General features: G+C 56.1%; 27 protein-coding genes and 2 pseudogenes. 13 read left to right on the top strand and 16 right to left on the bottom strand.

The genetic code is table 11. From position 1 onward, the window contains the following. Positions 1-209 precede the first annotated feature (209 nt). A complete protein-coding gene (gene alaS, locus AC0L7S_RS01195) occupies positions 210-2,876 on the top strand; it encodes an alanine--tRNA ligase (protein WP_473472711.1) in 2,667 nt (888 codons plus the stop codon). 213 nt (positions 2,877-3,089) lie between these two features. Here alaS and AC0L7S_RS01190 read toward each other — a convergent pair whose 3' ends face one another. Continuing rightward, positions 3,090-4,301, bottom strand: a complete 1,212-nt coding sequence (locus AC0L7S_RS01190; RefSeq protein ID WP_473472710.1) for an NADP-dependent isocitrate dehydrogenase — start codon at positions 4,299-4,301, stop codon at positions 3,090-3,092. Positions 4,302-4,547: 246 nt separating this feature from the next. On the opposite strand from AC0L7S_RS01190, the gene AC0L7S_RS01185 reads away from it, so the two are divergent. The 5 genes from AC0L7S_RS01185 to ttcA all read left to right on the top strand — a co-directional run bounded on the left by AC0L7S_RS01185 (position 4,548) and on the right by ttcA (position 8,378). Beyond that, positions 4,548-5,429, top strand: coding sequence for an RNA methyltransferase (locus tag AC0L7S_RS01185; protein ID WP_473472709.1), 882 nt, complete (start codon positions 4,548-4,550; stop codon positions 5,427-5,429). Then, positions 5,422-6,225, top strand: a complete 804-nt coding sequence (gene murI / locus AC0L7S_RS01180; protein ID WP_473474127.1) for a glutamate racemase — start codon at positions 5,422-5,424, stop codon at positions 6,223-6,225. Before AC0L7S_RS01185 ends, murI begins: the two co-directional genes overlap by 8 nt. A gap of 57 nt (positions 6,226-6,282) precedes the next feature. Then, positions 6,283-6,468, top strand: coding sequence for a DUF3008 family protein (locus AC0L7S_RS01175; RefSeq protein ID WP_473472708.1), 186 nt, complete (start codon positions 6,283-6,285; stop codon positions 6,466-6,468). A gap of 267 nt (positions 6,469-6,735) precedes the next feature. After that, positions 6,736-7,353, top strand: a complete 618-nt coding sequence (gene rpsD / locus AC0L7S_RS01170; protein WP_473472707.1) for a 30S ribosomal protein S4 — start codon at positions 6,736-6,738, stop codon at positions 7,351-7,353. Positions 7,354-7,535: 182 nt separating this feature from the next. Beyond that, positions 7,536-8,378, top strand: coding sequence for a tRNA 2-thiocytidine(32) synthetase TtcA (gene ttcA / locus AC0L7S_RS01165; protein WP_473474126.1), 843 nt, complete (start codon positions 7,536-7,538; stop codon positions 8,376-8,378). On the opposite strand, the gene AC0L7S_RS01160 is transcribed toward ttcA, so the two are convergent. The 9 genes and pseudogenes from AC0L7S_RS01160 to purC form a co-directional block, all read right to left on the bottom strand. After that, positions 8,379-9,578, bottom strand: coding sequence for a multidrug effflux MFS transporter (locus AC0L7S_RS01160; RefSeq protein ID WP_473474125.1), 1,200 nt, complete (start codon positions 9,576-9,578; stop codon positions 8,379-8,381). It abuts the gene before it with no gap. Between the two features lie 237 nt (positions 9,579-9,815). Next, positions 9,816-10,151: a Grx4 family monothiol glutaredoxin gene (gene grxD / locus AC0L7S_RS01155; RefSeq protein WP_473472706.1), complete on the bottom strand. Its 336-nt coding sequence runs from the start codon at positions 10,149-10,151 to the stop codon at positions 9,816-9,818. Positions 10,152-10,400: 249 nt separating this feature from the next. Further along, positions 10,401-10,634 carry a BolA/IbaG family iron-sulfur metabolism protein gene (locus AC0L7S_RS01150; RefSeq protein WP_473472705.1) on the bottom strand — a complete coding sequence of 78 codons (234 nt, stop codon included), beginning with the start codon at positions 10,632-10,634 and terminating at the stop codon, positions 10,401-10,403. Between the two features lie 14 nt (positions 10,635-10,648). Next, a pseudogene (gene purL / locus AC0L7S_RS01145) lies at positions 10,649-12,872 on the bottom strand (phosphoribosylformylglycinamidine synthase subunit PurL). A gap of 24 nt (positions 12,873-12,896) precedes the next feature. Next, positions 12,897-13,211, bottom strand: coding sequence for a hypothetical protein (locus tag AC0L7S_RS01140; protein WP_473472704.1), 315 nt, complete (start codon positions 13,209-13,211; stop codon positions 12,897-12,899). Further along, entirely contained in the window at positions 13,189-13,605 is a 417-nt protein-coding gene (locus tag AC0L7S_RS01135) for a hypothetical protein (RefSeq protein WP_473472703.1), read from the bottom strand. The genes AC0L7S_RS01140 and AC0L7S_RS01135 overlap by 23 nt, the downstream gene beginning before the upstream one ends. Positions 13,606-13,687: 82 nt before the next feature. Continuing rightward, a complete protein-coding gene (gene purQ / locus AC0L7S_RS01130; protein WP_473472702.1) occupies positions 13,688-14,356 on the bottom strand; it encodes a phosphoribosylformylglycinamidine synthase subunit PurQ in 669 nt (222 codons plus the stop codon). A 1-nt stretch (position 14,357) separates the two neighbouring features. After that, complete coding sequence (gene purS / locus AC0L7S_RS01125; RefSeq protein WP_473472701.1) at positions 14,358-14,600, bottom strand: phosphoribosylformylglycinamidine synthase subunit PurS; 243 nt, start codon at positions 14,598-14,600, stop codon at positions 14,358-14,360. 34 nt (positions 14,601-14,634) lie between these two features. Continuing rightward, positions 14,635-15,432, bottom strand: coding sequence for a phosphoribosylaminoimidazolesuccinocarboxamide synthase (gene purC / locus AC0L7S_RS01120; protein ID WP_473472700.1), 798 nt, complete (start codon positions 15,430-15,432; stop codon positions 14,635-14,637). 267 nt (positions 15,433-15,699) lie between these two features. On the opposite strand from purC, the gene AC0L7S_RS01115 reads away from it, so the two are divergent. Both AC0L7S_RS01115 and AC0L7S_RS01110 read left to right on the top strand, forming a co-directional pair. After that, positions 15,700-16,020 (top strand): DUF1476 domain-containing protein, encoded by a 321-nt coding sequence (locus tag AC0L7S_RS01115; protein ID WP_473472699.1) that lies wholly within the window; start codon positions 15,700-15,702, stop codon positions 16,018-16,020. Positions 16,021-16,155: 135 nt separating this feature from the next. Then, positions 16,156-16,926 carry an HpcH/HpaI aldolase family protein gene (locus tag AC0L7S_RS01110; protein ID WP_473472698.1) on the top strand — a complete coding sequence of 257 codons (771 nt, stop codon included), beginning with the start codon at positions 16,156-16,158 and terminating at the stop codon, positions 16,924-16,926. A gap of 77 nt (positions 16,927-17,003) precedes the next feature. Here AC0L7S_RS01110 and AC0L7S_RS01105 read toward each other — a convergent pair whose 3' ends face one another. Continuing rightward, positions 17,004-17,552: an RBBP9/YdeN family alpha/beta hydrolase gene (locus tag AC0L7S_RS01105; RefSeq protein WP_473472697.1), complete on the bottom strand. Its 549-nt coding sequence runs from the start codon at positions 17,550-17,552 to the stop codon at positions 17,004-17,006. A 187-nt stretch (positions 17,553-17,739) separates the two neighbouring features. On the opposite strand from AC0L7S_RS01105, the gene AC0L7S_RS01100 reads away from it, so the two are divergent. After that, entirely contained in the window at positions 17,740-18,555 is an 816-nt protein-coding gene (locus AC0L7S_RS01100; RefSeq protein ID WP_473472696.1) for a VOC family protein, read from the top strand. A 72-nt stretch (positions 18,556-18,627) separates the two neighbouring features. Here the strand turns inward: AC0L7S_RS01100 and purB are convergent, their stop codons facing one another. The 5 genes from purB to AC0L7S_RS01075 form a co-directional block, all read right to left on the bottom strand. Next, on the bottom strand, positions 18,628-19,935 hold the full coding sequence (gene purB / locus AC0L7S_RS01095) for an adenylosuccinate lyase (RefSeq protein ID WP_473472695.1): 1,308 nt from the start codon (positions 19,933-19,935) through the stop codon (positions 18,628-18,630). Positions 19,936-19,994: 59 nt separating this feature from the next. Then, positions 19,995-20,507 (bottom strand): hypothetical protein, encoded by a 513-nt coding sequence (locus tag AC0L7S_RS01090; RefSeq protein WP_473472694.1) that lies wholly within the window; start codon positions 20,505-20,507, stop codon positions 19,995-19,997. 53 nt (positions 20,508-20,560) lie between these two features. Continuing rightward, entirely contained in the window at positions 20,561-21,286 is a 726-nt protein-coding gene (locus AC0L7S_RS01085; protein ID WP_473472693.1) for a DUF2259 domain-containing protein, read from the bottom strand. A gap of 144 nt (positions 21,287-21,430) precedes the next feature. Further along, positions 21,431-22,432, bottom strand: a complete 1,002-nt coding sequence (locus AC0L7S_RS01080; RefSeq protein ID WP_473474124.1) for a P1 family peptidase — start codon at positions 22,430-22,432, stop codon at positions 21,431-21,433. Further along, positions 22,432-23,502, bottom strand: a complete 1,071-nt coding sequence (locus tag AC0L7S_RS01075) for a branched-chain amino acid ABC transporter substrate-binding protein (protein WP_473472692.1) — start codon at positions 23,500-23,502, stop codon at positions 22,432-22,434. Before AC0L7S_RS01075 ends, AC0L7S_RS01080 begins: the two co-directional genes overlap by 1 nt. Before the next feature lie 180 nt (positions 23,503-23,682). On the opposite strand from AC0L7S_RS01075, the gene AC0L7S_RS01070 reads away from it, so the two are divergent. The 4 genes and pseudogenes from AC0L7S_RS01070 (at position 23,683) to AC0L7S_RS01055 (ending at position 26,833) form a co-directional block, all read left to right on the top strand. Beyond that, a complete protein-coding gene (locus AC0L7S_RS01070; protein WP_473472691.1) occupies positions 23,683-24,177 on the top strand; it encodes a flavin reductase in 495 nt (164 codons plus the stop codon). Positions 24,178-24,293: 116 nt separating this feature from the next. Further along, a complete protein-coding gene (locus AC0L7S_RS01065; protein ID WP_473472690.1) occupies positions 24,294-25,223 on the top strand; it encodes an AAA family ATPase in 930 nt (309 codons plus the stop codon). 10 nt (positions 25,224-25,233) lie between these two features. Beyond that, positions 25,234-26,476: pseudogene (locus AC0L7S_RS01060) on the top strand (vWA domain-containing protein). Between the two features lie 18 nt (positions 26,477-26,494). Further along, complete coding sequence (locus AC0L7S_RS01055) at positions 26,495-26,833, top strand: XdhC family protein (RefSeq protein ID WP_473472689.1); 339 nt, start codon at positions 26,495-26,497, stop codon at positions 26,831-26,833. Positions 26,834-26,840 lie beyond the last annotated feature (7 nt).

Genomic DNA, 26,840 nt, shown 5'->3' with positions numbered 1-26,840 from the left:
TTTTGCGTAGTTGGTCGCCGGTCTTAAAGGCCGGCGATTTGCGTTGGCAATGTGAGGGTACACCGCAAGGTTCAACGGCAATCAGGTTTCGGGTGTTACAGCGTGACCGGATATGGATGGACTTTCTGGACAGTGTAGGGACTGGCCGCTAAAAGGCCATGTTCCATATGTCGGCCATCCCGGCATTCTTTGCAAAAAAGGCATCATCAATGAGTGGCGTGAACGAGATACGGTCGGCATTTCTCGACTATTTCGACAAGGAAGGGCACGAAGTCGTGTCGTCGAGCCCGCTTGTTCCGCGCAATGATCCGACATTGATGTTTACGAATGCAGGAATGGTTCAGTTCAAGAACGTATTTACCGGTCTTGAAAGCCGCCCCTATAAGAGAGCAGTGACCTCGCAAAAATGCGTCAGGGCGGGCGGCAAGCATAATGATCTCGACAATGTCGGCTATACCGCGCGCCACCACACATTCTTTGAAATGCTCGGCAATTTTTCCTTTGGCGACTATTTCAAGGAGCGCGCCATTGAGCTTGCCTGGAACCTGATCACTCGTGAGTTCGGTCTGGCCAAGGATCGATTGCTTGTCACCGTCTATCATACCGATGACGCGGCGGCCGGCTTCTGGAAGAAAATTGCGGACCTTCCCGACGAAAAGATCATTCGCATACCTACCAGCGATAATTTCTGGGCGATGGGCGACACCGGCCCTTGCGGTCCTTGCTCGGAAATATTCTACGACCACGGCGATCATATTCCAGGAGGTCCTCCCGGAAGTCCTGATGAGGATGGCGACCGTTTCATCGAGATATGGAACCTCGTCTTCATGCAATACGAGCAGGTGACAAAGGAGGAGAGGGTTGAGTTGCCTCGGCCCTCCATCGATACCGGCATGGGATTGGAGCGACTTGCTGCTGTCCTGCAAGGTCAGCACGACAATTATGACATTGATCTTTTCAAGGCGCTGATCCGGGCGTCGGAGGAGGCGACCGGTGTGCTTGCCGAGGGCAAGAACAGGGCAAGCCACAGGGTTATTGCAGATCATTTGCGTTCGACCAGCTTCCTTATCGCTGATGGCGTGCTGCCGTCCAATGAAGGTCGTGGCTACGTCTTGCGCCGCATTATGCGCCGAGCCATGCGCCACGCGCAGTTGCTTGGTGCCAGCGATCCCCTGATGTGGCGTTTGGTGCCGGCGCTGGTGCGCGAGATGGGCCAAGCCTATCCGGAACTTGTCCGTGGACAACAACTCATATCGGAAACGCTGAAGCTGGAGGAGACGCGCTTTCGTACTACCCTGGCGCGCGGCCTTGGCCTGCTGGCCGATGCAACAGAAAACCTGTCCGACGGCGATCGCCTCGATGGCGAGACGGCTTTCAAGCTTTATGACACCTACGGATTTCCCCTCGATCTTACGCAGGATGCGTTGCGCCAGCGCGGCATCTCGGTCGATCTGGAAACCTTTGATACTGCCATGGCCCGCCAGAAGGCAGAGGCGCGAGCGAACTGGGCAGGTTCGGGCGACGCGGCAACGGAAACCGTTTGGTTCGGCGTCCGCGACAAGGTCGGCTCCACTGAATTTCTGGGCTATGATACCGAACAGGCAGAGGGCATCATTCAGGCACTTGTCAAGGATGGTGCGGTGGTTGAGAGCGCCAAATCTGGCGATGACGTTGCCATCATTGTCAACCAGACCCCGTTTTACGGCGAGTCCGGTGGCCAGATGGGTGACACCGGAACGATCGCGGGAGATGGTTTTACCATCAAGATCGCTAATACCCAGAAAAAGGGTGATGGCCTGTTCGTCCATAGCGGCAAGGTTTTGGATGGAACCGTGAAGACAGGTGCCGTGGTCGAATTGAAGGTGGACCATGCCCGCCGCACGCGGTTGCGTTCCAACCATTCGGCCACGCACCTTGTCCATGAAGCCTTGCGTGAAGTGCTTGGCACCCATGTGGCGCAAAAGGGGTCACTGGTCGCGCCGGAACGGTTGCGCTTCGATTTTTCCCATCCAAAACCGATTTCAGCAGAAGAACTGGAGCGGGTCGAGGAAATGGCCAACGAGATTGTGGTTCAAAACACCCCGGTCACGACACGTTTGATGAGCGTTGACGATGCCATTGCCGAGGGTGCGATGGCACTGTTTGGTGAAAAATATGGTGACGAAGTGCGGGTGGTGTCGATGGGCACTGGCCTGCATGGAGACAAGACTGGAAAACCTTATTCGGTTGAGTTGTGCGGCGGCACGCATGTTGGCGCAACCGGTGATATTGGAATTGTCAGGCTAGTGTCGGAAGGCGCGGTTGCAGCCGGTGTCCGGCGCATTGAAGCATTGACCGGTGAGGCTGCCAGGCATCATCTCGACGAGCAGGACAGGCGACTGAAATCGGTGGCCGCTACATTGAAAATCGCACCCGCAGATGTGCCAGCGCGCATTGAAGCAATGCTCGATGAACGCAAAAAGCTGGAAAAGGAACTGACCGAAGCGCGCAAGCAGCTTGCACTTGGTGGTGCTTCTGCATCCGGGGCTTCATCCGAAATTGAAAATATTGCGGGAATTGGTTTTCTGGGTAAGTCCGTTGCGGGAGTTTCGCCCAAGGAACTCAAGCCGCTGGCTGATGCCGGCAAAAAGTCGCTCGGTTCTGGCATAGTGGTTTTCGTTGGCGCGGGCGAGGACAACAAGGCCAGTGTCGTCGTCGCGGTGACAGACGACCTGATCGACCGCTTCAGTGCTGTCGATCTTGTTCGCATCGCGTCGGTGGCGCTGGGCGGGCAGGGAGGTGGTGGCCGCCCTGATATGGCCCAGGCGGGTGGTCCGAATGCATCGAAGGCTGAAGACGCCATATCCGCAGTCAAGGCGGCTCTGCAAGCGGCCTAGGGCATGTCGCCCGCAAGCGATGCTGGTGATAGCATCAAGAGAACAGGAAAATAAGCACGCTCCATGAATCCTGTTAGAAACAACGCACGCTGAGATCCGCTGTTGTTTAGTGCAGTGGGCGGCAGAATGATCCCAATTAGCCGCCCGATGCTTTAACTACAAAAAAGCCGGCATTGTTTGACGCCGGCTTGTTTGGTGGACCGATGGCAGGGTTTATGCCATCGCTTTTTGCAAGTTTGCATCCACCTTGTCGAGGAAGCCCGTGGTTGACAGCCAAGGCTGATCCGGTCCGATCAACAGCGACAGATCCTTTGTCATGAAGCCGCTCTCCACCGTCTGGATACACACCTTTTCCAGAGTCTGCGCAAAACGCTTCAAGTCGTCATTCTCGTCCAGCTTGCCACGGTGAGCCAACCCACGTGTCCATGCAAAGATCGAAGCGATCGAGTTGGTCGAGGTTTCCTCGCCAATCTGGTGCTTGCGGTAGTGACGGGTAACGGTGCCGTGGGCAGCTTCGGCCTCAACGGTCTTGCCATCCGGCGTCATCAACACGGAAGTCATCAGGCCCAGTGAACCGAAGCCCTGGGCAACCGTATCCGACTGCACATCACCATCATAGTTCTTGCAGGCCCACACATAGCCGCCCGACCATTTCAGGCTGGAGGCGACCATGTCGTCGATCAGGCGATGCTCGTAGGTAAGTTTCCTTGCCTTGAACTCCTCTTCGAACTCCTTTTCATAGACTTCCTGGAAGATGTCTTTGAAGCGCCCGTCATAAGCCTTGAGAATGGTGTTTTTGGTCGACAGGTAGACCGGGTAGTTGCGCAACAGCCCATAATTCAACGAAGCGCGCGCGAATTCGCGGATCGACTCGTCCAGATTGTACATGGCCATCGCCACGCCCGAACCCGGCGCATCGAAAACCTCATGTTCTATCACCTTGCCGTCATCTCCGACGAACCGGATCGAAAGTTTGCCTTTTCCGGGAAATCTGAAGTCGGTTGCCTTGTATTGATCGCCAAAAGCATGACGCCCGACGATAATCGGCCTGGTCCAGCCCGGAACCAGCCGCGGTACGTTTTTCATGATGATGGGTTCGCGGAATATGGTGCCGCCAAGAATGTTGCGGATCGTGCCGTTGGGCGATCTCCACATCTTCTTCAGCTTGAACTCTTCAACCCGCTGTTCGTCCGGCGTGATCGTCGCACACTTTACACCGACACCATGCTTCTTGATCGCATTGGCAGAATCGACCGTCACCTGATCGTCGGTTGCATCGCGATGTTCGATGCTCAAATCGTAATATTCCAGGTCGACGTCGATATAGGGGTGGATCAGTTTATCCTTGATGAACTGCCAGATGATACGGGTCATCTCGTCGCCGTCGAGTTCGACGACCGGGTTCGCCACCTTGATCTTCGCCATATATTAGATGCCTTGTTCTTGAAAATCGGAATGGCCGCGCCCGAAGGCTTCCAGCCGGGAGTGAGGCCCCTATATCAAAGCCGTGGAAGAGGCGCAAACGAGAGAGTGTCGAACGGTCTTGCAAGTTGAGTGAACAATTGAAAATTCTCGGCTCCTGGAGCCTGTAATCTTTGAGAAGGCTTCATTTTTCCGGTCGATTGTGGCAGGGACGGCAAAAATGACGTAAACGACAAGTTATTGAAAATCATGCCACTCACACAAAACTCAACTATTTTCGGTCCCGTCATCATTCTGGTCGAGCCACAGCTTGGCGAGAATATCGGAATGGTGGCGCGCGCCATGGCCAATTTCGGCCTATCGCAACTGAGGCTGGTCAGTCCGCGTGATGGGTGGCCAAGTGAGAAGGCGAGGGCAGCGGCCAGCCGCGCCGATCACGTTATCGACGCGACCGAAGTCTATGAAGATCTCGCCACAGCGATTGCCGATCTCAATTTCGTTGTGGCAACCACGGCACGCCAGCGCGATGGGTTCAAACGAGTGGCCGGACCGGTTGAGGCAGGCCAAATGCTGCGCACCCGCAGCCGCGCTGATCAAAAGACCGGCATCCTCTTTGGGCGCGAGCGTTTCGGCCTTAGCAATGAAGAGGTCGGGCTTGCCGATGAGATCGTGACATTTCCCGTTGATCCGGGGTTTTCCTCGCTCAACATTGCCCAGGCTGTCCTGTTGATGTCGTATGAGTGGATGAAGTCCGGACTGGAAGTTGAAACCGCGACCAATTTTTCGGGGCCGGACATCGTTCCGGCAGCCAAGGAACATCTGCACGGCCTGTTCGCTCATCTTGAGGCCGCCCTTGACGCTCGTGGCTATTTTCGCCCGCCGGCAAAGAAGCCGAAAATGATCGACAATCTACGCGCGGTGCTTACGCGTGCCAGCTTTTCCGAACGCGAACTGAAAGTGTTGCGTGGGGTTGTTTCGTCTCTCGATTATTTCTCGCCAAAATCCCCACGTGGTGCCGGCTATCCGGACCGCAAGGCCGAGGTAGACCGCGCCCTGCATGGTGACGGTCCACAAGACAGCGATGCCGAGGTAGAACCGGGCACTGATTGCAAAGGCCTCGATGGTGACTGAACAATCGATCCTTATTTTCGATTCCGGGGTCGGCGGTCTCACCGTGCTGCGCGAAGCTCGTGTGCTGATGCCGGATCGGCATTTTGTCTATGTCGCAGACGATGCCGCTTTTCCCTATGGCGCATGGGAAGAACCAGCATTGCGAACCCATATACTGGAGTTGTTTGCGACACTCCTTTCTCGCTTCAAGCCCGAAATTTCGGTCATCGCCTGCAATACCGCCTCCACACTCGTCATTGAGGCATTGCGTAAAAAATTTCCCGGTCATCCTTTCGTTGGCACGGTACCGGCGATCAAGCCGGCAGCGGAGAGAACCTGCTCCGGTCTGGTTTCGGTGCTCGCGACACCCGGCACGGTCAAACGCCAATACACGCGCGATCTGATCCGCCAATGGGCATCGAAATGCCACGTCCGGCTTGTTGGCAGTGATCGTCTGGCGGCACTGGCTGAAACCTACATGCGTGATGGTTTCGTTGATGAGGAAGAAGTGCGTTCTGAAATCGCGCCCTGCTTTGTGGAACATGAGGGACAGCGCACCGATATTGTGGTGCTGGCTTGCACGCACTATCCGTTTCTCGCCAACCGTATGCGAAAAACCGCACCTTGGCCGGTCGATTGGCTGGACCCCGCAGAGGCGATCGCCAGACGGGCACTATCGCTGATCGTGAAGAATGCCAGCAATGAATTGCGTGAAACGAGTGCAAGCGGCCCCGATCTGGCGGTGTTTACCTCCGGCAAGGCCAATTTCGCGACGCGCCGCTTGATGCAGGGCTTTGGTCTGACCGTTCCTGCGTAGCGGTGCGGGAACCAGTCAGGCGGCACAACGTTTTCCCAGTTTGAAAGGAGTGACGTCATGCCCGCCACCTCGAAAGCCCAACAGAAAGCTGCCGGTGCAGCCTTGTCTGCCAAGCGCGGCGAAACTAGGAAAAGTGAACTCAAGGGCGCATCGAAGGAAATGTATGAATCGATGAACGAAGATGAGCTTGAGGAACTTGCCGAAACCAAACGCAAGGGTTTGCCGGAAAGGAAATCCGGGTAAACGCCCATCCCCCGATTGTCGGTTGCAATGGTATGAAAGCGGCGGATCCACAACAGATGGATTTTCTTGACAAGCCGCAATGGCTGCTCTAGAGCCACGCTAGCGCCGGGCCGAAATGCCCGGTGTTTTATTTGACGTGTCCCGTGGGTTTTCGCGCCGCTTTGCGCGGAAAATTCTGTCAGGTCTCGAAAACGGAGGCCAGAGGAGGGCGCGTTTCCTTCACCCGAAACATGAGGTTTCGGGTGTATCGTTTTGAAAGGGAATGCGATGAGCAAACGCGAATCTTCGAAATACAAGATTGACCGCCGTCTTGGCGAAAACATCTGGGGTCGTCCGAAGTCCCCGGTCAACAAGCGTGAGTATGGCCCAGGCCAGCACGGTCAGCGCCGCAAGGGCAAGCTCTCCGACTTCGGTTTGCAGCTTCGCGCCAAGCAGAAGCTGAAAGGCCATTACGGCGATATCTCGGAAAAGCAGTTCCGCAAGACTTATGAAGAGGCAAACCGCCGCAAGGGCGATACGCCCGAGAACTTGATCGGACTTTTGGAATCGCGTCTTGATGCGGTCGTCTACCGTGCCAAATTCGTGCCGACGATTTTCGCAGCGCGTCAGTTCGTCAACCACGGCCACGTAAACGTCAACGGCAAGCGCACCAATATTGGTTCGTATCGTTGCAAGCCGGGCGATGTCGTCGAGGTTCGTGAAAAATCGAAGCAGTTGGTCATCGTACTAGAATCCGTTGGCCTCGCAGAGCGCGACGTTCCCGATTACATTGAAGCGGATCACAACAAGATGGTTGCGACCTTCTCGCGTGTTCCAGGTCTTTCGGATGTGCCGTTCGCCGTTCAGATGGAACCGAACCTGGTCATCGAATTCTATTCGCGCTGATCTGGTATGCCATTTATCCAGTCAAGGCCGCCCGGTGAGGCGGCCTTTTCTTTTGGTTGGTGTTTGCGGCCGGCGTCATCAACATACTCGACTTGCCGATCAAGCCGAAAAGCGCTTCACACGCTTTGGTCTGATGCTGTAAGCCTTCAGGAAAGCCAAAGCACTGGGTGAATGCAGTGGATATGTTGCCCGAAACGATCACCGAAACAGAAGGCGGGTGCCATCCGCTCTTTGCAAATGTGCCGACTTCGGTCGGTTTCAACAAATTGCGCAAGCGGATACTGCGCAACACGCGTCAGGCAATCGAAGATTTCTCGATGGTGACTTCGGGTGAACGCTGGCTCGTAGCGCTTTCAGGAGGCAAGGATTCCTACGGCCTGCTTGCCATGCTGCTCGATCTCAAATGGCGCGGTTTGCTCCCCGTAGATCTTCTGGCGTGTAATCTTGATCAGGGCCAGCCGAATTTTCCAAAGCACATCCTTCCCGCCTATCTCGATTCTCATGCCATCCCGCATCGCATCGAATATCGCGACACTTACTCGATCGTCACCGACAAACTGGCGGAAAACAGCACCTATTGCTCGCTATGTTCACGGTTGCGACGCGGCCATCTCTATCGCATTGCGCGCGAAGAGGGGTGTTCGGCACTGGTGTTGGGCCATCACCGCGAAGATATCCTCGAAACCTTCTTCATGAATCTCTTCCACGGGGGGCGTCTGGCGGCCATGCCGCCGAAATTGCTGAATGACGAAGGCGATGTGATGGTGCTCAGGCCCTTGTCATATTGCGCCGAGGCCGATCTGGCCAAATTCGCGGACGCCATGCAGTTTCCCATCATCCCGTGTGATCTGTGTGGCAGCCAGGATGGACTACAGCGCAACATCATGAAATCCATGCTGAGCGATATCGAGGCCAAGATGCCCGGTCGCAAGGATACGATGATCCGTGCGCTGACCAATGTCAGGCCTTCGCATTTGCTCGATCGCAAATTGTTCGATTTCGAGGGCCTCAAACCTGGCGGGTGATCAAACCGGCGGGTTATGCGCCTGAAACAGCTTTCCGCGCTCCGCTATCAGAACGAACAAAAGCGCCATCAGCGAAACGCCGAGAAAACCCGCGCCCAGTGGCGTCGTTGTGCCGTCGAACGCCTGACCGAGCAGGCCGCCAATGAGCGCGCCACCACCCGTTCCCATGAAACCGAGTACAGCTGAGGCCGTACCTGCAACGTGGCCGAGCGGTTCCATGGCGAGGGCGTTGAAGTTCGCGCCGATCAGGCCGAACTGGAACATGGCCAATGCAAACAAGAGCAGGAACAGGGGAAAAGAGATTGTCCCGAACAAGGACAATACGAACCAGATTCCGCTGACTGCAATGAAACCGACTAATGATCCATGCGATAGCCGTCGCATGCCAAATCGCCCCACCATCCGTGAGTTGAGAAATGAGGCGAACGACATGAAGGCGGCAACGGCGGCGAAGGCCACGGGGAACCAATTGCCAAGTTGGTAGATGCCGACATAAATCTGCTGTGCTGAATTGATGAACCCGAACAGCGCACCAAAGATGAAAGTGCTTGCCAGCGTGTAGCAAAGTGCCACGCGGTTGCCGAGTACGATGGCGAATGCCTGCGTGATGGATTTCACGGTGAAGGGGCGTCGATCAGCGGGGTCCAGCGTTTCGGGCAATCGAAAACCCATCCACAGCGTGATAACCAGCGCAATAGTCGCCATGAACACGAAAATGAGGTGCCATTCGCCGAACAGCATGATCGTTTGGCCAACACTTGGCGCAATGATCGGCACGATCATGAAAATCATCATGACGAGCGACATGACCTCCGCCATCTGTCGGCCACCGAATACATCGCGAATGATCGACACGGTGATAACCCGCGAGGCGGCAGACCCAACGCCGTGGACGAAGCGCGCCATCAGCAGGGTTTCAAAAGTTGGTGCCAGCGCTCCAGCCAGTGCGGCCGCAACATAGACGCCAAGACCTATCAGCATGGGTATGCGCCGCCCGAAACGATCCGCTAAAGGCCCATAGGCCAATTGCGCAAGGGCAAAGCCCATCAGATAAGCCGAGATTACATATTGGCGATGGTTCTCGCTCTCGACGCCAAGACTGGCCCCAATCTCTTGCAGGCCCGGCAGCATGATATCAATCGCCAATGCATTGAGTGACATCAGCATCGCCATCATGGCGATGAATTCGACCTTGCCCATGCCCATCAGGCGTACTGACGATGTTCCGGAGGTTGCATCCATGTTTTTCACCCGTGAGAGAGCAACAAAGGCGCTGGTATGCCCAGCGCCCAGTTGCGGTCCCGACCAGTGCCGGAACAGTAAATGCAATTCCAGGAAAAGTGGACCCCGGTTTTCCGTCCGGAAAAGCGATAATTCAATTAGATAGAGCGAGATCTTGATTCTCGGTGAAGCGAACCGTTCTAGAAAACTGTAAGATCAGGCAGTGCCTTTGACCTTCACACCCTTTTCGTCAAGGAACGTCTGCAATTCACCAGCTTGAAACATTTCACGGATGATGTCGCATCCACCGACAAATTCACCCTTCACGTAGAGCTGAGGAACAGTCGGCCAGTTTGAATAATCCTTGATGCCTTGGCGAAGCTCGTTCGAGTCGAGAATATTCACGCCTTTGTAGTCAACGCCGACATAATCGAGAATTTGCACGACTTGCCCCGAAAATCCGCATTGCGGGAAGCCGGGTGTGCCTTTCATGAAAAGCACGACTTCGTTGCCTTTGACTTCACTATCGATGAATTCGTTGATTCCGCTCATATCCGGTCCTTTCACGCCTGTGGGAGTCAGGCCGTAAACTTTTCAATCAAATAACCCCGACGGCGACCTGAAACAAGGCACTTGCCGCTATGCCAGAGAAATAGCACAAACCATGCCCCCGGTCTTGCTGCCTCATTGGCAGGAAAATTTCTGGCAATTGTAACGAAACAATCGCCCATGCTACCCGTCCGATTTGGAAATTATAGGTGCCTCCCCGAATATTGTCGGGTTGTCGTTGCCGGCAAGGCTCTATTCGGGAATGCTGGTCTGAAGGGCCAGTGCATGCAGCGCGCCGCCCATATTGCCGCTAAGTGCATCATAGACCATCTTGTGCTGCTGGACCCGGCTCTTGCCGCGAAAACTTTCTGCCACCACTTCGGCTGCATAGTGATCACCATCGCCGGCTAGATCACGGATCGTTATCCGAGCGTCGGGAATCCCTTCCTTGATCAGTCTTTCTATGTCGTGCGCGTCCATAGCCATGATGTCTTCCCCGTTCAGGTTCCCATGAAGCGCGGGAACCACGATTCGTGAGCGGCGGTCAGTTCATTAATGGATATGGCACGCGTATTGCCAAGTTTCAATTCATGGCCACCAGTGGTGCCGATCCAATGCGTCGAAATGCCGAGCCTCTCATGGTCTGCACATAGTGTGTCCCACTCAGTGCTTTGCGCGGTGATCGTCAGCGTCAACAGGTAACGCCCCTGATCTTCACCGAAGAAAGCCGACAGCGGCTCAATGTCGGCGGTTTGGCTGATTGTTGCGCCGATACCGGAGGCCATCGCCATTTCGGCAAGTGCTACAGCCAATCCTCCATCGGAAACATCATGACATGCCGTAACGATGCCGGAATTGATCAATGCCCTTATCTGGTCGCCAACGCGTTTTTCATGCGCCAGATCGACCGGCGGCGGCGGGCCGTCACTGATGCCACAAATGTCGCGCAGATAGATCGACTGTCCAAGATGTGTTCCCAGTTCTTTCGGAGCGCCAACCAGAACAATCATCTGGTTTTCGGTGGCAAAGCCGATCCGCGCCATTTTCGACCAGTCTGGAATCAAGCCCACGCCACCAATCGTCGGCGTTGGAAGGATGCCTTGCCCATTGGTCTCATTGTATAATGAGACATTGCCCGAAACGATCGGGAAGGCGAGTGTGCGGCAGGCTTCGCCGATCCCCTCGATGGCCTTGACCAGTTGCCCCATGATTTCGGGCCGCTCCGGATTGCCGAAATTGAGATTGTCGGTTGAGGCAAGCGGCAAAGCGCCCGTCGCCGTCAGATTGCGCCAACACTCCGCAACCGCCTGCTTGCCACCCTCATAGGGGTCTGCTTCGCAGTAGCGCGGTGTCACGTCCGAAGAAAAAGCAAGGGCTTTGGTTGTGTGGCCTTCCACGCGTACCACGCCGGCATCGCCGCCGGGACATTGCAGCGAGTTGCCCTGTATCAGCGTGTCATACTGCTCCCACACCCAGCGTCGCGACGACAGATCGGGGCCGTCCAGAAGTTTCAAAAGCGCATCCGCGACATCAGTTTTCGTTAGTTTGGTTGTGTCCTGTGCCACCGGTTTTGCCGGTTCTGTCCATGGCCGGTCATATTCGGGGCTTGATCGCCAAGCTCCTTGATCGGCAAATTGGCAACTTCATCGCCCTGATGCAGCACCCGGAAGCGCAGATCGTCGGTTGTTTTGCCGACAATGGCGAAATCCAGCCCCCATTTGACAAAAATGGCTTCGGCTTCGGCTTCTTTTTCGGGCAGCAAAACCATGAGCATGCGCTCTTGGCTTTCCGAAAGCATCATTTCGTAGGCGCTCATATGCACCTCGCGTACCGGCACTTTGTCGAGGTCAAGTTCGATGCCGAGATCGCCCTTGGCACCCATTTCGACAGCCGAGCAGGTAAGGCCCGCCGCACCCATATCCTGAATGGCGATGACAGCACCCGACGCCATCAATTCGAGGCAGGCTTCCAGCAGGCATTTTTCAGTAAATGGATCGCCCACTTGCACGGTTGGGCGTTTCTCATCGATCTTGTCGTCAAACTCGGCCGACGCCATTGTCGCGCCGCCAACGCCGTCGCGCCCTGTCTTGGCACCGAGATAGACGACAGGCAGGCCGACGCCCTTGGCTTCTGAAAGGAAAATGCCATCGGTCCTGGCAAGTCCGGCGGCAAATGCATTGACGAGAATGTTGCCATTGTAGCGCGCGTCGAAATTGACCTCACCGCCAACCGTCGGCACGCCAAAGGAGTTGCCATAGCCACCGACGCCGGAGACGACACCGGCAACCAGATGCTTCGTTTTGGGATGGTCCGGTGCGCCGAAACGCAGTGCATTCATTGCCGCAATTGGCCGTGCACCCATGGTAAAGACATCGCGCAATATGCCACCGACGCCAGTTGCCGCCCCCTGATAGGGCTCGATGTAGGAGGGGTGGTTGTGGCTCTCCATCTTGAAGACGACGCAATCGCCATCGCCAATATCGACAACACCGGCATTTTCACCCGGCCCCTGAATGACCCGTTCACCGGTCGTTGGCAGCGTGCGCAGCCATTTTTGGAAGATTTATACGAACAATGCTCGTTCCACATGGCTGAAAAAATACCAAGCTCGGTAAAACTCGGTTCGCGCCCGAGGAGATCAAGGACGCGTTGGTATTCTTCGGGCTTCAGGCCGTGGGCGGCGATGAGTTCCGGGGTGATCGGCACGGTATTGGAAATTGTCATCTATCTTTCCGGTCAGTTCGGCTCTCAGGCCTTCCTAAAGCGTGAAATGGCATGATCCGCAAGGATGGCGAGCACGCACAGCACAAGAAATAGCGCGCAGATGGAAAATGCGGGAAACCAGGAAATCTCGGTCGAAGATGGCAGCCAAGTGAAAATCAGAGCTGCGCCGATACTGGTCAATATCGTGAAGTAGCGGAAAGAGTAAACGAGCGAGCCAAGCAAACTGCGCCCGGCTGCCATTGACGCGGACATCGTGATGCATGACTGCAAGATAAGGCCGATCGCCAAACCGGCTATTTGCAGCCCTGTCCATATGTCAGGCGATCGAGCCACAGTCACGGCTGCCGGTTTGCCAGCGCGCTATGTCGGCACCTATGCGGGTGCCGATCGCGTCATCCATAAGCGGACCAAACACTTCGACGCGGCTTGAATTTCCTCGGGCCTGGACGACCAATAGCGGTTTTCCGCCATAGTGCTTGACGGGCACTAGCAAAAAACGCGGCGTACCGCCGAAATTATTCAGTTCATTGGCCATTTGAACAGACTTGAACGCCGGGTCCTTGCTGGCAATCCAGCATTTGTGAGCGGCAATCGCTACCTGTTCCATGGCGCGCAAGGACGCGCTTTTGCCCGAACCGGTTGCTGCGTCCTTGGTGCCGGACTGGCAGGACGTGAGCGCAAGCGCAAGTGCGCCAAGCGCGATTATGCGTATCGATGTTGGAATTCTGACCATGCACGTTTCTACCTGTCTCGGGAGAAAGAGAATTCCTGTTGCCTGCCGCGGTCCATAAATAGCGCCAGGCGTTTGCAAAACTTCAGGCCGCGATACCCAATGCGCTCTCGAACAATGCCCGTCCGTCATGTCCGCCGTGTGCGGTTTCGATGAGGTTTTCAGGATGCGGCATGAGCCCAAGCACATTGCCTTTGTCGTTGATAATGCCGGCAATGTCGTTGATCGAGCCATTCGGGTTGGTGGCGTCGGCATAGCGGAACACGACCCGACCGTCCCCTTCCAGCCGTGCCAGCGTTGCCTCATCGGCAAAGTAGTTGCCATCGTGATGGGCAACCGGGCAGCGGATGATCTGGCCGGGCTGATAGCGCCGGGTGAACGCCGTATTGGCGTTAGTGACTTGCAGCTTGACTTCGCGACAAACGAATTTGAGCGATGCATTGCGCATCAGCGCACCCGGCAGCATGCCTGCTTCTACCAGAATCTGGAAGCCGTTGCAGACCCCGATCACCGTGACCCCTTGGGCCGCCTTCTCCGCAATGGCCCGAAGTGCGGGCATTCTGGCCGCGATTGCCCCGCAGCGCAGATAGTCGCCATAGGAAAACCCACCGGGTATGACGATAAGATCGACATCGGGAATTTCGGTATCTGTCTGCCATATAGTGACAGGCTCAGTGCCGGAAATCTTGGTCAGCGCCGCAATCATGTCGCGGTCGCGATTGAGGCCCGGAAGGAGGACGACGGCTGTTTTCAATTCAGACGATCTCCACAGCGTAGTTTTCAATGACCGTATTGGCCAAAAGCTTGTCGCACATGGCTTTCAGGTCGGTCTCGGCCTTCGTCTTGTCGGAGCCTTCAAGTTCGAGGTCGAACACCTTGCCCTGACGCACTGTGCCGACACCATCAAACCCCATGCCGCCAAGTGCATGCTCGATAGCTTTGCCCTGCGGGTCGAGAACGCCATTCTTCAAAGTAACTGTAACGCGGGCCTTGATCACGCTGGACGTGCTCCCGTTGACCGATGTGAAAATATCAATGCGGCTTGGAGCCTTTGGGCATCTCGCTGGAAGCAACCAGTACCGGACCTGACGGACGCTGCGTCTCATTCTCGTTCATGATGCCCAGCCGCCGTGCGACTTCCTGATAGGCCTCGACAAGGCCCCCCAAATCGCGGCGAAAGCGGTCCTTGTCGAGTTTGTCTTGCGTTGCCACGTCCCATAGGCGGCACGAATCCGGCGAAATCTCGTCTGCGACCACGATACGCATCATGTCGCCTTCAAAAAGGCGGCCGCATTCGATTTTGAAATCGACAAGCTGAATGCCAACCCCGAGGAACAGACCGGACAGGAAATCGTTGACGCGGATGGCCAGCGCCATGATGTCGTCGATCTCCTGCGGGCTCGCCCAGCCAAACGCGGTCACATGTTCTTCGGAAACCATTGGGTCGTCGAGCGCATCGGCCTTGTAGTAAAATTCGATGATCGAACGTGGCAGTACAGTGCCTTCCTCAATGCCCAGGCGCTTGGCCAGCGAGCCGGCTGCGACATTGCGCACCACGACTTCGAGCGGGATGATCTCGACTTCCTTGATCAGTTGTTCGCGCATGTTCAGGCGGCGGATGAAGTGGGTTGGAATGCCCATCCGGTTGAGGTGGCTGAAAATATGCTCGGAAATGCGATTGTTCAGCACGCCCTTGCCGTCAACTATTTCATGTTTTTTCTTGTTGAACGCAGTAGCGTCATCTTTGAAGAACTGGATAAGGGTTCCCGGCTCGGGTCCTTCATAAAGGATCTTGGCCTTGCCTTCATAGATACGGCGGCGTGACTTCATCTCGTATTTTCTCTGATTCTAGCAGCAGGCAACAACAACCGGCCCCGTTTTCGCCATAGCGGGCTGGCAAAAATAGGCCTAGTCGCGGTCTCTATCGCAATCGGCCCGGTTCCTCAATCGGCAATGCAGCCAATCAACCGCTTTAGGAGCAAAAATGCCGCAGTGCAGCATGATATCTCGCATATTGACCCGCTCGCGGCCTTTTAGTTTGTGCTTTGGCACCACATATTGTCCATCACGAATCAGAATACGGCCTTGGAGGGAAGCATGAGCAGCATGAAAGACCGTGAAGAAGGGTTTGAACGCAAATTTGCACTTGATGAAGAGCAGAAATTCCGCGCCATTGCCCGCCGCAACAAATTGCTTGGTCTTTGGGCTGCGGAAAAACTCGGCAAAAGTGGCGATGATGCAGACGCCTATGCCAAGGAAGTGGTCATTGCCGATATGGAAGAAGCAGGCGACGACGACGTGTTTCGCAAGGTCCGCAAGGATTTTGATGCCGCAGACATTGCCCAGTCGGATCACCAGATTCGTCGGACAATGGACGAATTGATGGCCACCGCGGTCGTGCAGGTCAAAAACAGCTAAAAATTCCTGGAAAAGTGGGGCGCGGTTTTTCTTTGCTTTTCCGGTAGGTTCCGGGTGAAAGTGGATTCACTTTCACACCGGGCTGGCACATCGGACTGGCCGCCTGCTCGGCTTGATGCTCCAGTGAGGATTGCCATGTCTTTGAAATCACGCCTGGCGGCTGACGAAACTTTGATTACTGCCTGGTCAGGCGTACCCGACGCCTTGACCGTCGAGATCATGGCCGATCAAGGGTTCGACGCGATGACCCTGGACATGCAGCACGGTGCGCACAATGAAGACAGCGTCGTGCGTTGTCTTGCGCCCGTCCTTGCTGCAAACAAGCCCGCTCTGGTGCGCATTCCCGTTGGCAGGTTCGATATGGCCAGCCGAGCACTGGATTTTGGCGCGGAAGCCGTAATTGCGCCGATGGTCAACTCGGTCGACGATGCCCGCGCTTTTGCCGCGGCAATGAAATACCCGCCTATGGGGGAGCGTTCGTGGGGTCCGACCTATGCATTTCCCCGTCATGACAAGGGTACTGCACAAGATTGGCTGCGCGAGAGCAATGAGCGAACGCTTGCTTTCGCCATGGTCGAGACGCGCGCGGCTCTGGATGCTCTGGATGGAATTCTGGAAACACCCGGCATTGACGCCATCTTCCTCGGGCCTGGCGATTTTTCCATAGCCTGGACAAATGGCGCCGCTGTAGACGCAACGCTTGAGGCGATGATGGAAACGGTGGCTTCGGTTGCCAAGCGCACAAGGAATGCTGGCAAATTCGCGGGCATTTTCGTCACCGACCCGAACATCGCCGGGCGGTTTGTCGAAATGGGATACAGGTTGCTCGCGACAGGTACGGAGCATCAGTTGATTGCAAATGGTGCATCAAGCCTGCTGGCCGACTTCAAAAGGTCGACAGGCTGAACCATCCGGGAGAGTGGCTCCCGGATTTCCGCCCGCAATTGCGTGATGGGAATTTCTACGAATCCTGACGAAGCGACCTACAATTGCGTCATGAACTTCGCGAAGGTCATTGAACCTTCTGGCCAGGGGCCGTGCCCTGACGCCGCGTTGAGATGGCCGGATGCCCCCGCGTCGATAAATAGCGACCCCCAGGCGGCAGCAATATCCTCGGCCACGTCTATTGCGCAGTAAGGATCATTGTTACTGGCGATGGCAATTGAGGGAAATGGCAGAGGGTCGCGGGAGTAGGGACCAAATGTCATCAGGTGCTTTGGCCTGATTTTCGGGTTGGCGACATCTGGAATCGCAACGAGGAAGGCACCTGCTACCGGCTTCGTGAATTTTGGCAATGCCTGCACGAAGCTGGAAACGCCCAGCGAATGTGCGACAACAACCACCGGCTTTTCTGCTTCATTCACGGCGCTAGCCACGCGCTCGGTCCAGTCGTTGCGCACCGGCTTTGACCATTCAGCCTGTTCTACACGGCGTGCAGTGGATAGCTTCGCTTCCCAGCGGCTTTGCCAGTGATCGGGGCCGGAATTGGTGTAACCCGGCACGATGAGGATGTCTGCGTCCTTGACTTTCATGGCACTCATGTAGCGGGCTGTGAAAGCGTCCGCAACGCTGACTTGATCTGTTTGTCATCGAAATAGTGAACATGATGTTCAATTTTTACCGTCTTGTATGAACAATGCCCGTGACCGATATTGGTGGAAAGAAGAAACCTCGCGCTTCAATCGCCGAGCAGTAAAGCATCGGTCAAACGGAGAGATCATGAGTGACTTGCCATTCGCCGCGACGACGCCAATCAGCGTGGGTCGTGTTGGTTTGAAGGCTCGCAACGCGGAAGGGCTCGCGGCCTATTATCGAACAATTGTCGGTTTGCACGAACTTTCCCGCGACGGCGAGACCATTATGCTTGGAACTGCCGAGCGACCTCTGTTGACGATAGAATCGGACAAATCAGCCACGCCTGAAGACCCGCACAGTGCGGGCCTGTTCCACACGGCATTTTTGTTGCCAAGCCGCGCTGACCTCGGCCGGTGGATCAATCATGCGCTCGCGCAGAAAATCCGGGTTGAAGGCGCATCTGATCATCTCGTCAGCGAGGCGCTCTATCTAACGGACCCGGAAGGAAACGGCATCGAAATCTATACCGATCGACCGAAAGACACTTGGAAATCGGATGGATCGCAGATTGCCATGGCGACAGAGCGAATGGATGTTCAAGCTGTGATTGCCGAGGTTCCTGCGGGTGATGCAGGATGGCAAGGCATGCCGCGGAATTCTGTTATCGGCCACGTCCATTTGCGCGTTGGCGATCCGAAACAGGCCGAATCATGGTGGCAAACCGAATTCGGGTTCGCCACCACGGCCAGATATGGCGAACAGGCGGTGTTCCTGTCATCAGGCGGCTATCATCATCACATCGGTGCCAACACATGGCGCAGTGCGGGCACTGGCCAACGCGACACTGGTCGTACCGGGCTTTCATGGGTCGAAATGCGCTCCACGAATGCGGTAACGGTGACCAGCATCGAAGATCCATGGGGCACGGTCATTCGTACCGTTCCCGCACACCCGGTCTGATCGTTCTCCATGACAGTGCCGGAAGGAAAAGGCCCGATATTTCGGGCCTTTTTGCGTTGATGCAGATCGGTATCAGCTATTGCCAAATACGCGCTTGAAAATCGTATCGACATGCTTGGTATGATAGCCGAGGTCGAATTTCTCGCGAATATCGGTTTCGGACAATGCGTCGGTTACGTCCTTGTCGGCCAAAAGTTCCTCAAGGAAATCCTTGCCTTCTTCCCACACCTTCATGGCGTTGCGCTGGACAAGCCGGTAAGCGTCCTCACGCGAAACGCCGACCTGCGTCAGTGCCAGAAGAACGCGCTGCGAGTGGATGAGGCCGCGGAACTTGTTCATGTTCTTCAACATGTTGTCGGGATACACCAGCAACTTGTCGATAACCCCGGTCAAGCGTGTCAGCGCAAAGTCGAGCGTGATCGTCGCGTCCGGCCCGATCATGCGTTCGACCGAGGAGTGCGAGATGTCGCGCTCATGCCAAAGCGCGACATTTTCCATCGCGGGCAGCGCGTAGGACCGCACCATGCGCGCAAGGCCGGTCAGGTTCTCGGTCAAAACCGGATTGCGCTTGTGCGGCATTGCCGACGAGCCTTTTTGACCTGGCGAGAAATATTCTTCGGCCTCCAGAACCTCTGTGCGTTGCAGATGGCGAACTTCGATCGACAGCCGCTCGATGGATGAGGCAATGACGCCAAGCGTGGCAAAGAACATCGCATGGCGATCACGCGGTATGACCTGCGTCGATACCGGTTCCGGCTTCAGGCCAAGCTTAGCTGCAACATGCTCTTCAACATAAGGGTCGATATTGGCGAATGTACCGACCGCACCGGAAATAGCGCAGGTTGCGATGTCTTCCCGCGCATGAACGAGACGTTCGCGCGCCCGCGAAAATTCCGCATGGGCCTCGGCAAGTTTGACGCCAAAGGTCGTTGGCTCGGCATGGATGCCGTGGCTGCGGCCGATTGTGATGGTGTCCTTGTGCTCCAAAGCGCGCCGCTTCAATGCAGCCAAAAGTGCATCAATGTCGGCCAGAAGAATGTCGCTGGCACGCGAAAGCTGCACCGCAAGGCAGGTGTCGAGCACGTCCGAAGAGGTCATGCCCTGATGAATGAAGCGGGCATCGGGGCCAACGAATTCGCCAAGATGGGTCAAGAAGGCAATGACGTCATGCTTGGTGACGCTTTCGATCTCGTCGATCCGCTCAACATCAAAGGTCGCCGCGCCACCCTTTTCCCAGATGGTTTGAGCTGCCTGCTTGGGGATCACACCAAGTTCCGCCAGTGCATCACAAGCATGTGCCTCGATCTCGAACCAGATGCGGAAGCGGGTTTCAGGCGACCATATGGCGACCATTTCCGGGCGGGAATAGCGTGGGATCATACCGTTTGCATCCAAGGTTGGGAAAGTATGGCCGGTCCTAACAGAGCCGGACCAAATGCTCAACGCGCCAAATGTGGTGTATTCCTACGCGCAAACCACAGACTCACGAGGAAAACCATGATGAAGCCTGTCGGAAAATATAGCCGCATACCAAGCACCGCAAATTGATAGAGCGCTGCCGCGAAAGTAAAGACGAACTCGTGAAACCATAAGCTGGTGAAGGCAGGCGCGTGCCATTCCGAATAATAGAGCCGGTATTGCAGGGCAAACACGCTACCGGTGAACGCGATTGTCATTGATACGAGGCAGACAAATGCCGCGGCAAAGGCTACTTCCGGCCTTCTGCCAAGCGAGAAAATGCGCGCCAGATAGAGGCCGACAGGAAATGCCAGCGCCCCGCCTGTCAAGAACAATATTGCGATGCTACGAATATGGGCAGGCGTCGCCCATTCGCTATGCACCAGATCAAATAGGGCGCTGAACGCCATAGCCATTGCCCACAACAACGTCCCGCCGACGAGAATGCGCAGCGGGGGCACAGCATTGCGCACATGGCGCCAAATTCGACCCAAGCTGACGCCCATGCGTGTACTGCAAGAGTTTGCGGAAGGTTGGATGGCTTGCGTCACAGTTTTCCCGTCACCGCTATCCAATAATGGTCTGGACCCTCAAACCCCATGCGGCGAACGGAAATCAGCACCGCATAGGTGCTGAGTGTGTCGCGTGAGAAGGTTTGGACGGCTCCAATACGGTAGCCATTTGGGCAACCGCGGCTTTGCGGGATGGATGTATCCTCATGTAGAAGCTGTGTCTCGCCACCGGCAGCCGCATTTATCCGCAACAGGCGAAACCCGTTAATGTCGCCGAAGTTTTCACAACCCGCAGCACCGGACATCGGAATTTGGTCAAGCCGAAATTCCAATTGAGCATCGACGGGCGGAAAAACCGGGCGCGGATTGACGACAATGCGAAATGGATCGGCAGACAGTTCCGTCACGGGGTTGAAACCGGCGGTAAAGCCGCGATTTTGCGACAGTTCAGCCTGTGGAACGATGGCTTCACCTTGCTGGCGTGCTTGATCACGCGCTGCCGACAATGATGTGCTCTCATCGTCAACCCGAACCTTGATCGGCGTTCTTTGAAGAAACGTGTCGGTTGTCGTGTCGATGTAATAGCGATTGGAATAAGGAAATCCCGATCCGTCCTGAATGCCATATTCCTCGAATGCGAAGATACCGCCGTTCTGGCTGAAGCCGAGAATTTCCAGATCAGCCGTATCGCCCGCTTGTGCTGGTAACAGGCCAAGCAGTTGAACGCCAATGGCGATGAGACACGACAAAAAAATTCGCACAGGCACCTCCGTTCGTGGTGTCGATCGCAGTTCAGGCGATCAAGACAATGACCAATTTTCAAGCCCCGTCGCTCATTCCAGCATGACAGATACCGGCAGGATTTGCGAATATGTCGTGGGCATTTTGTGTTGTTCGCACAGTGTTCAACGTGACGACCAGACGGCAAACAGGTCGCCTTGCGCCACAGTTGCCGCATAGACACCACGACTGATGGCACGTGCCATTGTCGCCCCGGCAGCCGCACCAAGATCGATGGATTGCTCTGGCGATAGCGCGATGCCGCTTTTCCCGGTTGCCAGTGCGAACACCAGATCACCGTCAAATGGCGTGTGACTTGGCCAGATTGCCCGCACGAACCCGTCATGCGCAGCAATGGCAAGGCGCTTGGCTGCCGCCTTGGTCAAAATCGCGTCGGTCGCGATCACGGCAATCGTGGTGTTGGCTCCTTGCTGCTTCTCATTGAATTTCAGCGCAATATCGCTTGCATCGTTCGGCATCGGGCTCGGATAACCAAGCCCGCCAAACTCATTGCCGATCTCAAAAGGTGCTGCCCAGAAATGGCGTGTATGTGCCACAGTCACCGATCCAAGCGGGTTGACGGCAACGAGCGCGCCAACCGTCACGCCATTTTCCAGCACCGTCGAGGCTGAACCCAATCCGCCCTTCAGGCCGGCCGTCAATGCCCCCGCGCCAGCCCCGATGGAGCCGAGGGCGAAGTCATGGGTGGCATTATCCGCGGCCTCATAACCAAGTTCGCGATAGGGCGGGTAGCGGCCCCAATCCTTGTCACCGCCATTGGCGAGATCGAACAGGATCGCGGCAGGAACGATTGGCACGATATGACCCTGCACGGCAAAGCCGATGCCATTTTCGCGCAAAGCCGCCTGCACCCCGGATGCAGCATCGAGACCAAAAGCCGAGCCACCTGACAAGACAACGGCATTGATCGTTTCGACCGTGTTGTGCGGCTCCAGAAGATCAGTCTCACGGGTACCGGGTGCGCCGCCCAGCACTTGAACGCTTGCCACCACCGGCTCATCGCAGATCACAGCGGTTACGCCGGACTTGATAGGCGATTGCGCAGCATTGCCGACACGTAAACCCGCTACATCGGTAATCAGGTTGCGCGGCCCGGCCTTGAACATCATTCACCCTCTACAGGCACAAAATGCGATCCGTCATAACGAAAAGCGCGATAGGGATTTTGCATCAGATCCCCTTTTTCATCGAAATGGATAGACCCGATTGCTGTTGAATAGGTCTGGTTGGACAAGGTCTCCATGAGGTTTTCTCCAGCCTTCGCTGTCTGGATCGCGGTTTGTGCGATCTGGACAGCGGCATAGGCTGGCACCGCATAGCCTTCTGCAATGACATTGGCGCTGGCAAAAGCCTCCAGCGCGTTCTTGTCGGCAACATTTGCCCATTCGGGCAAGGCGATCATCAGCGTTCCGGCTGCAAGCGGTACGCCGCCTAATGGTTCGCGCAGGGCTTCGCCTCCCGCAAAAACAATATCTGCTCCCAGCTCTTTGGCGTCGCGGCTCATGATAGCAATGTCATTGCCGTCGCCACCTGCGAAGACATGTGTTGCTCCAGCCCGCTTGAGACGCCCCACAAGCCCGATCTGGTTATCGATTGCGGGCCTGAATGTGTCCACGAAAACAGGCTTGAGTGCGGCCTGTTCAGCCGCTGCGCGAAATGTTTCCGCGATCTCGCGGCCATAGATGGTGCCGTCGTCGACAATGGCAAAAAGCGACCTGTACCAGCGCTCGGTCAAGATGGCTGCGGCAGCATTGCGTTCGGCATCACCGCGCGGACCAAGCCTAAAGATCGGCCAACCTGTCTTGGCGCGCCGGTCGGTCAGGCTTTCGGTGCGAACGCCAACGGTGACTACTGGAATGCCAGCCTCTTTAAGGATGGGCAGGGCGGCCTCTATCGCGTCGGTGCATAAAAAGCCGACGACAATTTTGACCTTAGCCGCAACGAAAGCGTTTGCCACCGATGCCCCGCCATCTGCCGTGCAGGCGTCATCAATGATCTCCAGACTGGTCCCGCCAGCATTCGCAGCCAGCCTCGCACCGGCCTCCACCTGTTTGCCCAATAGTGCCGACGTGCCGGTGAGCGGTGCGGCGACTCCAATCGTCATTTCCTCGGCATTGGCCGCAACCACCAGCAACATGCCGATAAATGTAGCCAATATGCATATTGATAATCGCATGCGGGCGAACAATCCCTTATTGTGGACATGGAACACCAGCCACCTTCGCGGCCAAGACCTAAAGGCTGGCCGCGCCGTTCGCAACACGGGATTTTCATATTGCCCTGTCATGCACTTTGCTTGTGGCCCGCTGCATTGGGCCATATATAGCGGTAAGGTTCTGACTATGGGTTGGCGCAAGTGCTGAAGAAAAATGACATCGGGCCTCAGGCCTATCGCGATGCGATGGCCAGATTCGCCGGCCACGTGCATGTTTTGACGACAAATGGTCCGGGCGGCTTGCGCGGTGCAACGGTCACCGCCGCTTGTTCGGTGTCGGACGCGCCACCCATCATTTTGGTTTGCCTCAATCGCGAGAATAGCAAGAATGACGCTTTCGGCGTCAACGGCAATTTCGCGCTGAACACACTAGCCGCGCACCATCAGCCATTGGCTGTCGGTATTTCGGGCCTGACTGGCCTGTCGGTCAAGGACCGGTTTGCGCTTGGCCAATGGGACAGCATTTCAACCGGTGCACCGACGCTTGTCGATGCACTTGCCGTATTTGATTGCGAACTGTTCGATACCAAGGATCTGGCGACCCACCGGGTTCTGTTTGGAAAGGTGACAGGTTTGCGCATCGGGGATAGTCTGAAGCCACTGATCTATCATGAGCGCGACTATACGGTGTTGTAGAAAAAATTCGGGAAAAGCAGAAACCAGTAGTTCGTCCGAAGTCGCATAAAAACAGAAAGTTGGAGCGGTTTCCCGATTCGAGACACGAGTTGCCAATGGGGTGCCACGGAGATGAAATGACCGAACTGAAACCACGGAGCGCACCTCAATCGATAGACGAGACACTCGACCTTCTTACCCGCGCTGACTATGTCGCCGACCGGTCTTTAGCGACGGTTCTATTTCTTAGCCTTCGCATGAAGCGCCCGCTTTTTCTGGAAGGCGAAGCTGGTGTCGGCAAGACCGAGATTGCCAAGGTTCTGGCACATACTCTGGGCCGCCAGCTTATCCGTCTTCAATGTTATGAAGGGCTTGACGTTTCTTCTGCCGTTTATGAATGGAATTACGCCGCCCAGATGATCGAAATTCGTATGGAGGAAGCTGCCGGCAAGGTCGATCGTGGAGCGATGGAGCGCAATGTCTTTTCTGAGAAATATCTGATCCGCCGCCCTGTTCTGGAAGCCCTGGCTGGAGAAGCAGGCGCTGCCCCGGTTTTTCTCATCGATGAATTGGATCGCACCGATGAGGCTTTCGAGGCTTTTTTGCTGGAGATATTGTCCGATTTTCAGGTGACGGTGCCCGAACTCGGCACCATCAAGGCCAAAGAGCCGCCCATCGTCATCATCACTACCAACAGAACACGCGAAATTCACGACGCATTGAAGCGCCGCTGTCTCTATCATTGGGTCGACTATCCAAACGCCGAACGCGAGCTTGAAATCGTGCGCCGGAAAGTACCCGAAGCCAACAGCCGCCTGTCGGCCGAGGTCGTCTCATTCGTCCAGCGGTTACGCCAGATCGAACTGTTCAAGGCACCCGGTGTCGCTGAAACCATCGACTGGGCTGGTGCGCTCACTGAACTCGACAAGGTGGCGCTTGATCCTGAAACCGTGTCCGATACGCTGGGCGTTCTTTTGAAGTATCAAGACGACATTGCCCGCATAGGCCAAGGTGAAAGCCGGCGCATCCTCGACGAGGTGAAGTCCGAGCTGTCGGCTGCGGAGTAGGGGCGTGACCGTGTCTCGTTTCGAACCGAAACAGGCGACGCCAGACGGGCGGATTGCCGACAATATTGTCTATTTCGCCCGGGCGCTGCGCAAGGCGGGCCTGCGCGTCGGTCCGGCGTCGGTGAAAGATGCAATCGAGGCCGTGCTTGCCGCCGGTATCGGCTCTCGAGACGATTTCTACTGGACCTTGCATGCAGTTCTGGTTTCACGCCGCGAAGATCACGCCACCTTCGATGAGGCGTTCAGGCTTTTTGGAAGTCGCGTGAATTGATCGAGAAGATGCTGGCGATGTTTTCTCCCGTCGCACCTGATAACCGTGACAAGCAAAAGCCGCGTGCCGCTGAAAATCGTGTTGCCGATGCCCTGTTTGAGGGACATCGCAAAAGCCAGACGACGCAGGAAATGCCGGAGATCGAGGTTGATGCGCGCTTTACGATATCGGGCAATGAGGTTTTGCAAGGAAAGGACTTCGCGCAGATGAACGCGCTTGAGATGGCGGATGCAAAAACTGCCATCTCCCGGCTGCGCTTGCCTTTCGATCTGGTGAAAACGCGGCGTTTCAAATCCGATTCGCGAGGCCGACGCATTGATCCGCGTGCCATGATGCGTTCCGCTTCACGAACCGGCGGGCAACTGGTCTTGCCAAAATTCCGCTCGCGGCGCGAAGTGCATCCGCCTTTGGTGGTGCTGGCCGACATCTCCGGTTCGATGAGCCAATATACGCGCATCTTTTTGCATTTTCTCCATGCTCTCACCGAGAAACGGCGGCGCGTCCATGCGTTCGTTTTTGGCACCCGCCTCACGAATTTGACGCGCCAGATGCGCCATCGCGACCCGGATGCCGCTCTTGCAGATTGCTCTGCGGCGGTAAAAGACTGGTCGGGCGGCACCCGCATTGGCGATACGATTGGTGAATTCAACCGGCTATGGTCGCGCCGCGTATTGGGGCAGGGGGCGATTGTTCTTGTCATCACAGACGGACTTGAACGTGACGATGTGGCGGGGTTGTCCAACGAAATGGATCGTTTGCACAAATCATGTCGGCGTTTGATCTGGCTCAATCCGCTGCTGCGCTTCGATGGGTTCGAGGCGCGCGCGCGCGGGTCAAGGCGATGCTGCCCCATGTTGACGAGTTCCGCGCGGTTCATAATCTCGATGCACTGGCTGACCTGTGCGCTTCGCTGGACCGCCGCTCACGCCCCGCTGTCGATCCGCGTCACTGGATGGAACCGGGCGGTAAGCGCGCTGCTTGAATGGTTTGGAGAAGATAGATGGAAACCAACGCCCATATCGATGAAGCCCGCGATCCGCTGAGCATCGCCGAGGCCTGGAAGACGGATGGCCGCGATGTTGTCCTTGCAACTGTTGTCGAGACATGGGGATCGGCACCGCGTCCGGTCGGCAGCCATTTGGTCATCGACGCTGAAGGAAATTTCCAGGGCTCGGTCTCGGGCGGTTGCGTTGAAGGCGCGGTGGTTGCCGAAGCGCTCGACGTGCTGGAGAGTGGCAAGGCCAGGATGCTGGAATTCGGGGTTGCCGATGAGACGGCATGGCAGGTTGGCCTGTCATGTGGTGGCCGTATCAAGGTTTATGTGGAGAAAATGGAGTAACGCTGGA

It is taken from the genome of Mesorhizobium sp. G2-6-1, assembly GCF_055809095.1.
The sequence above is the reverse complement of the archived record's forward strand: the minus strand, read 5'-3'. Positions and strand labels throughout refer to the sequence as shown.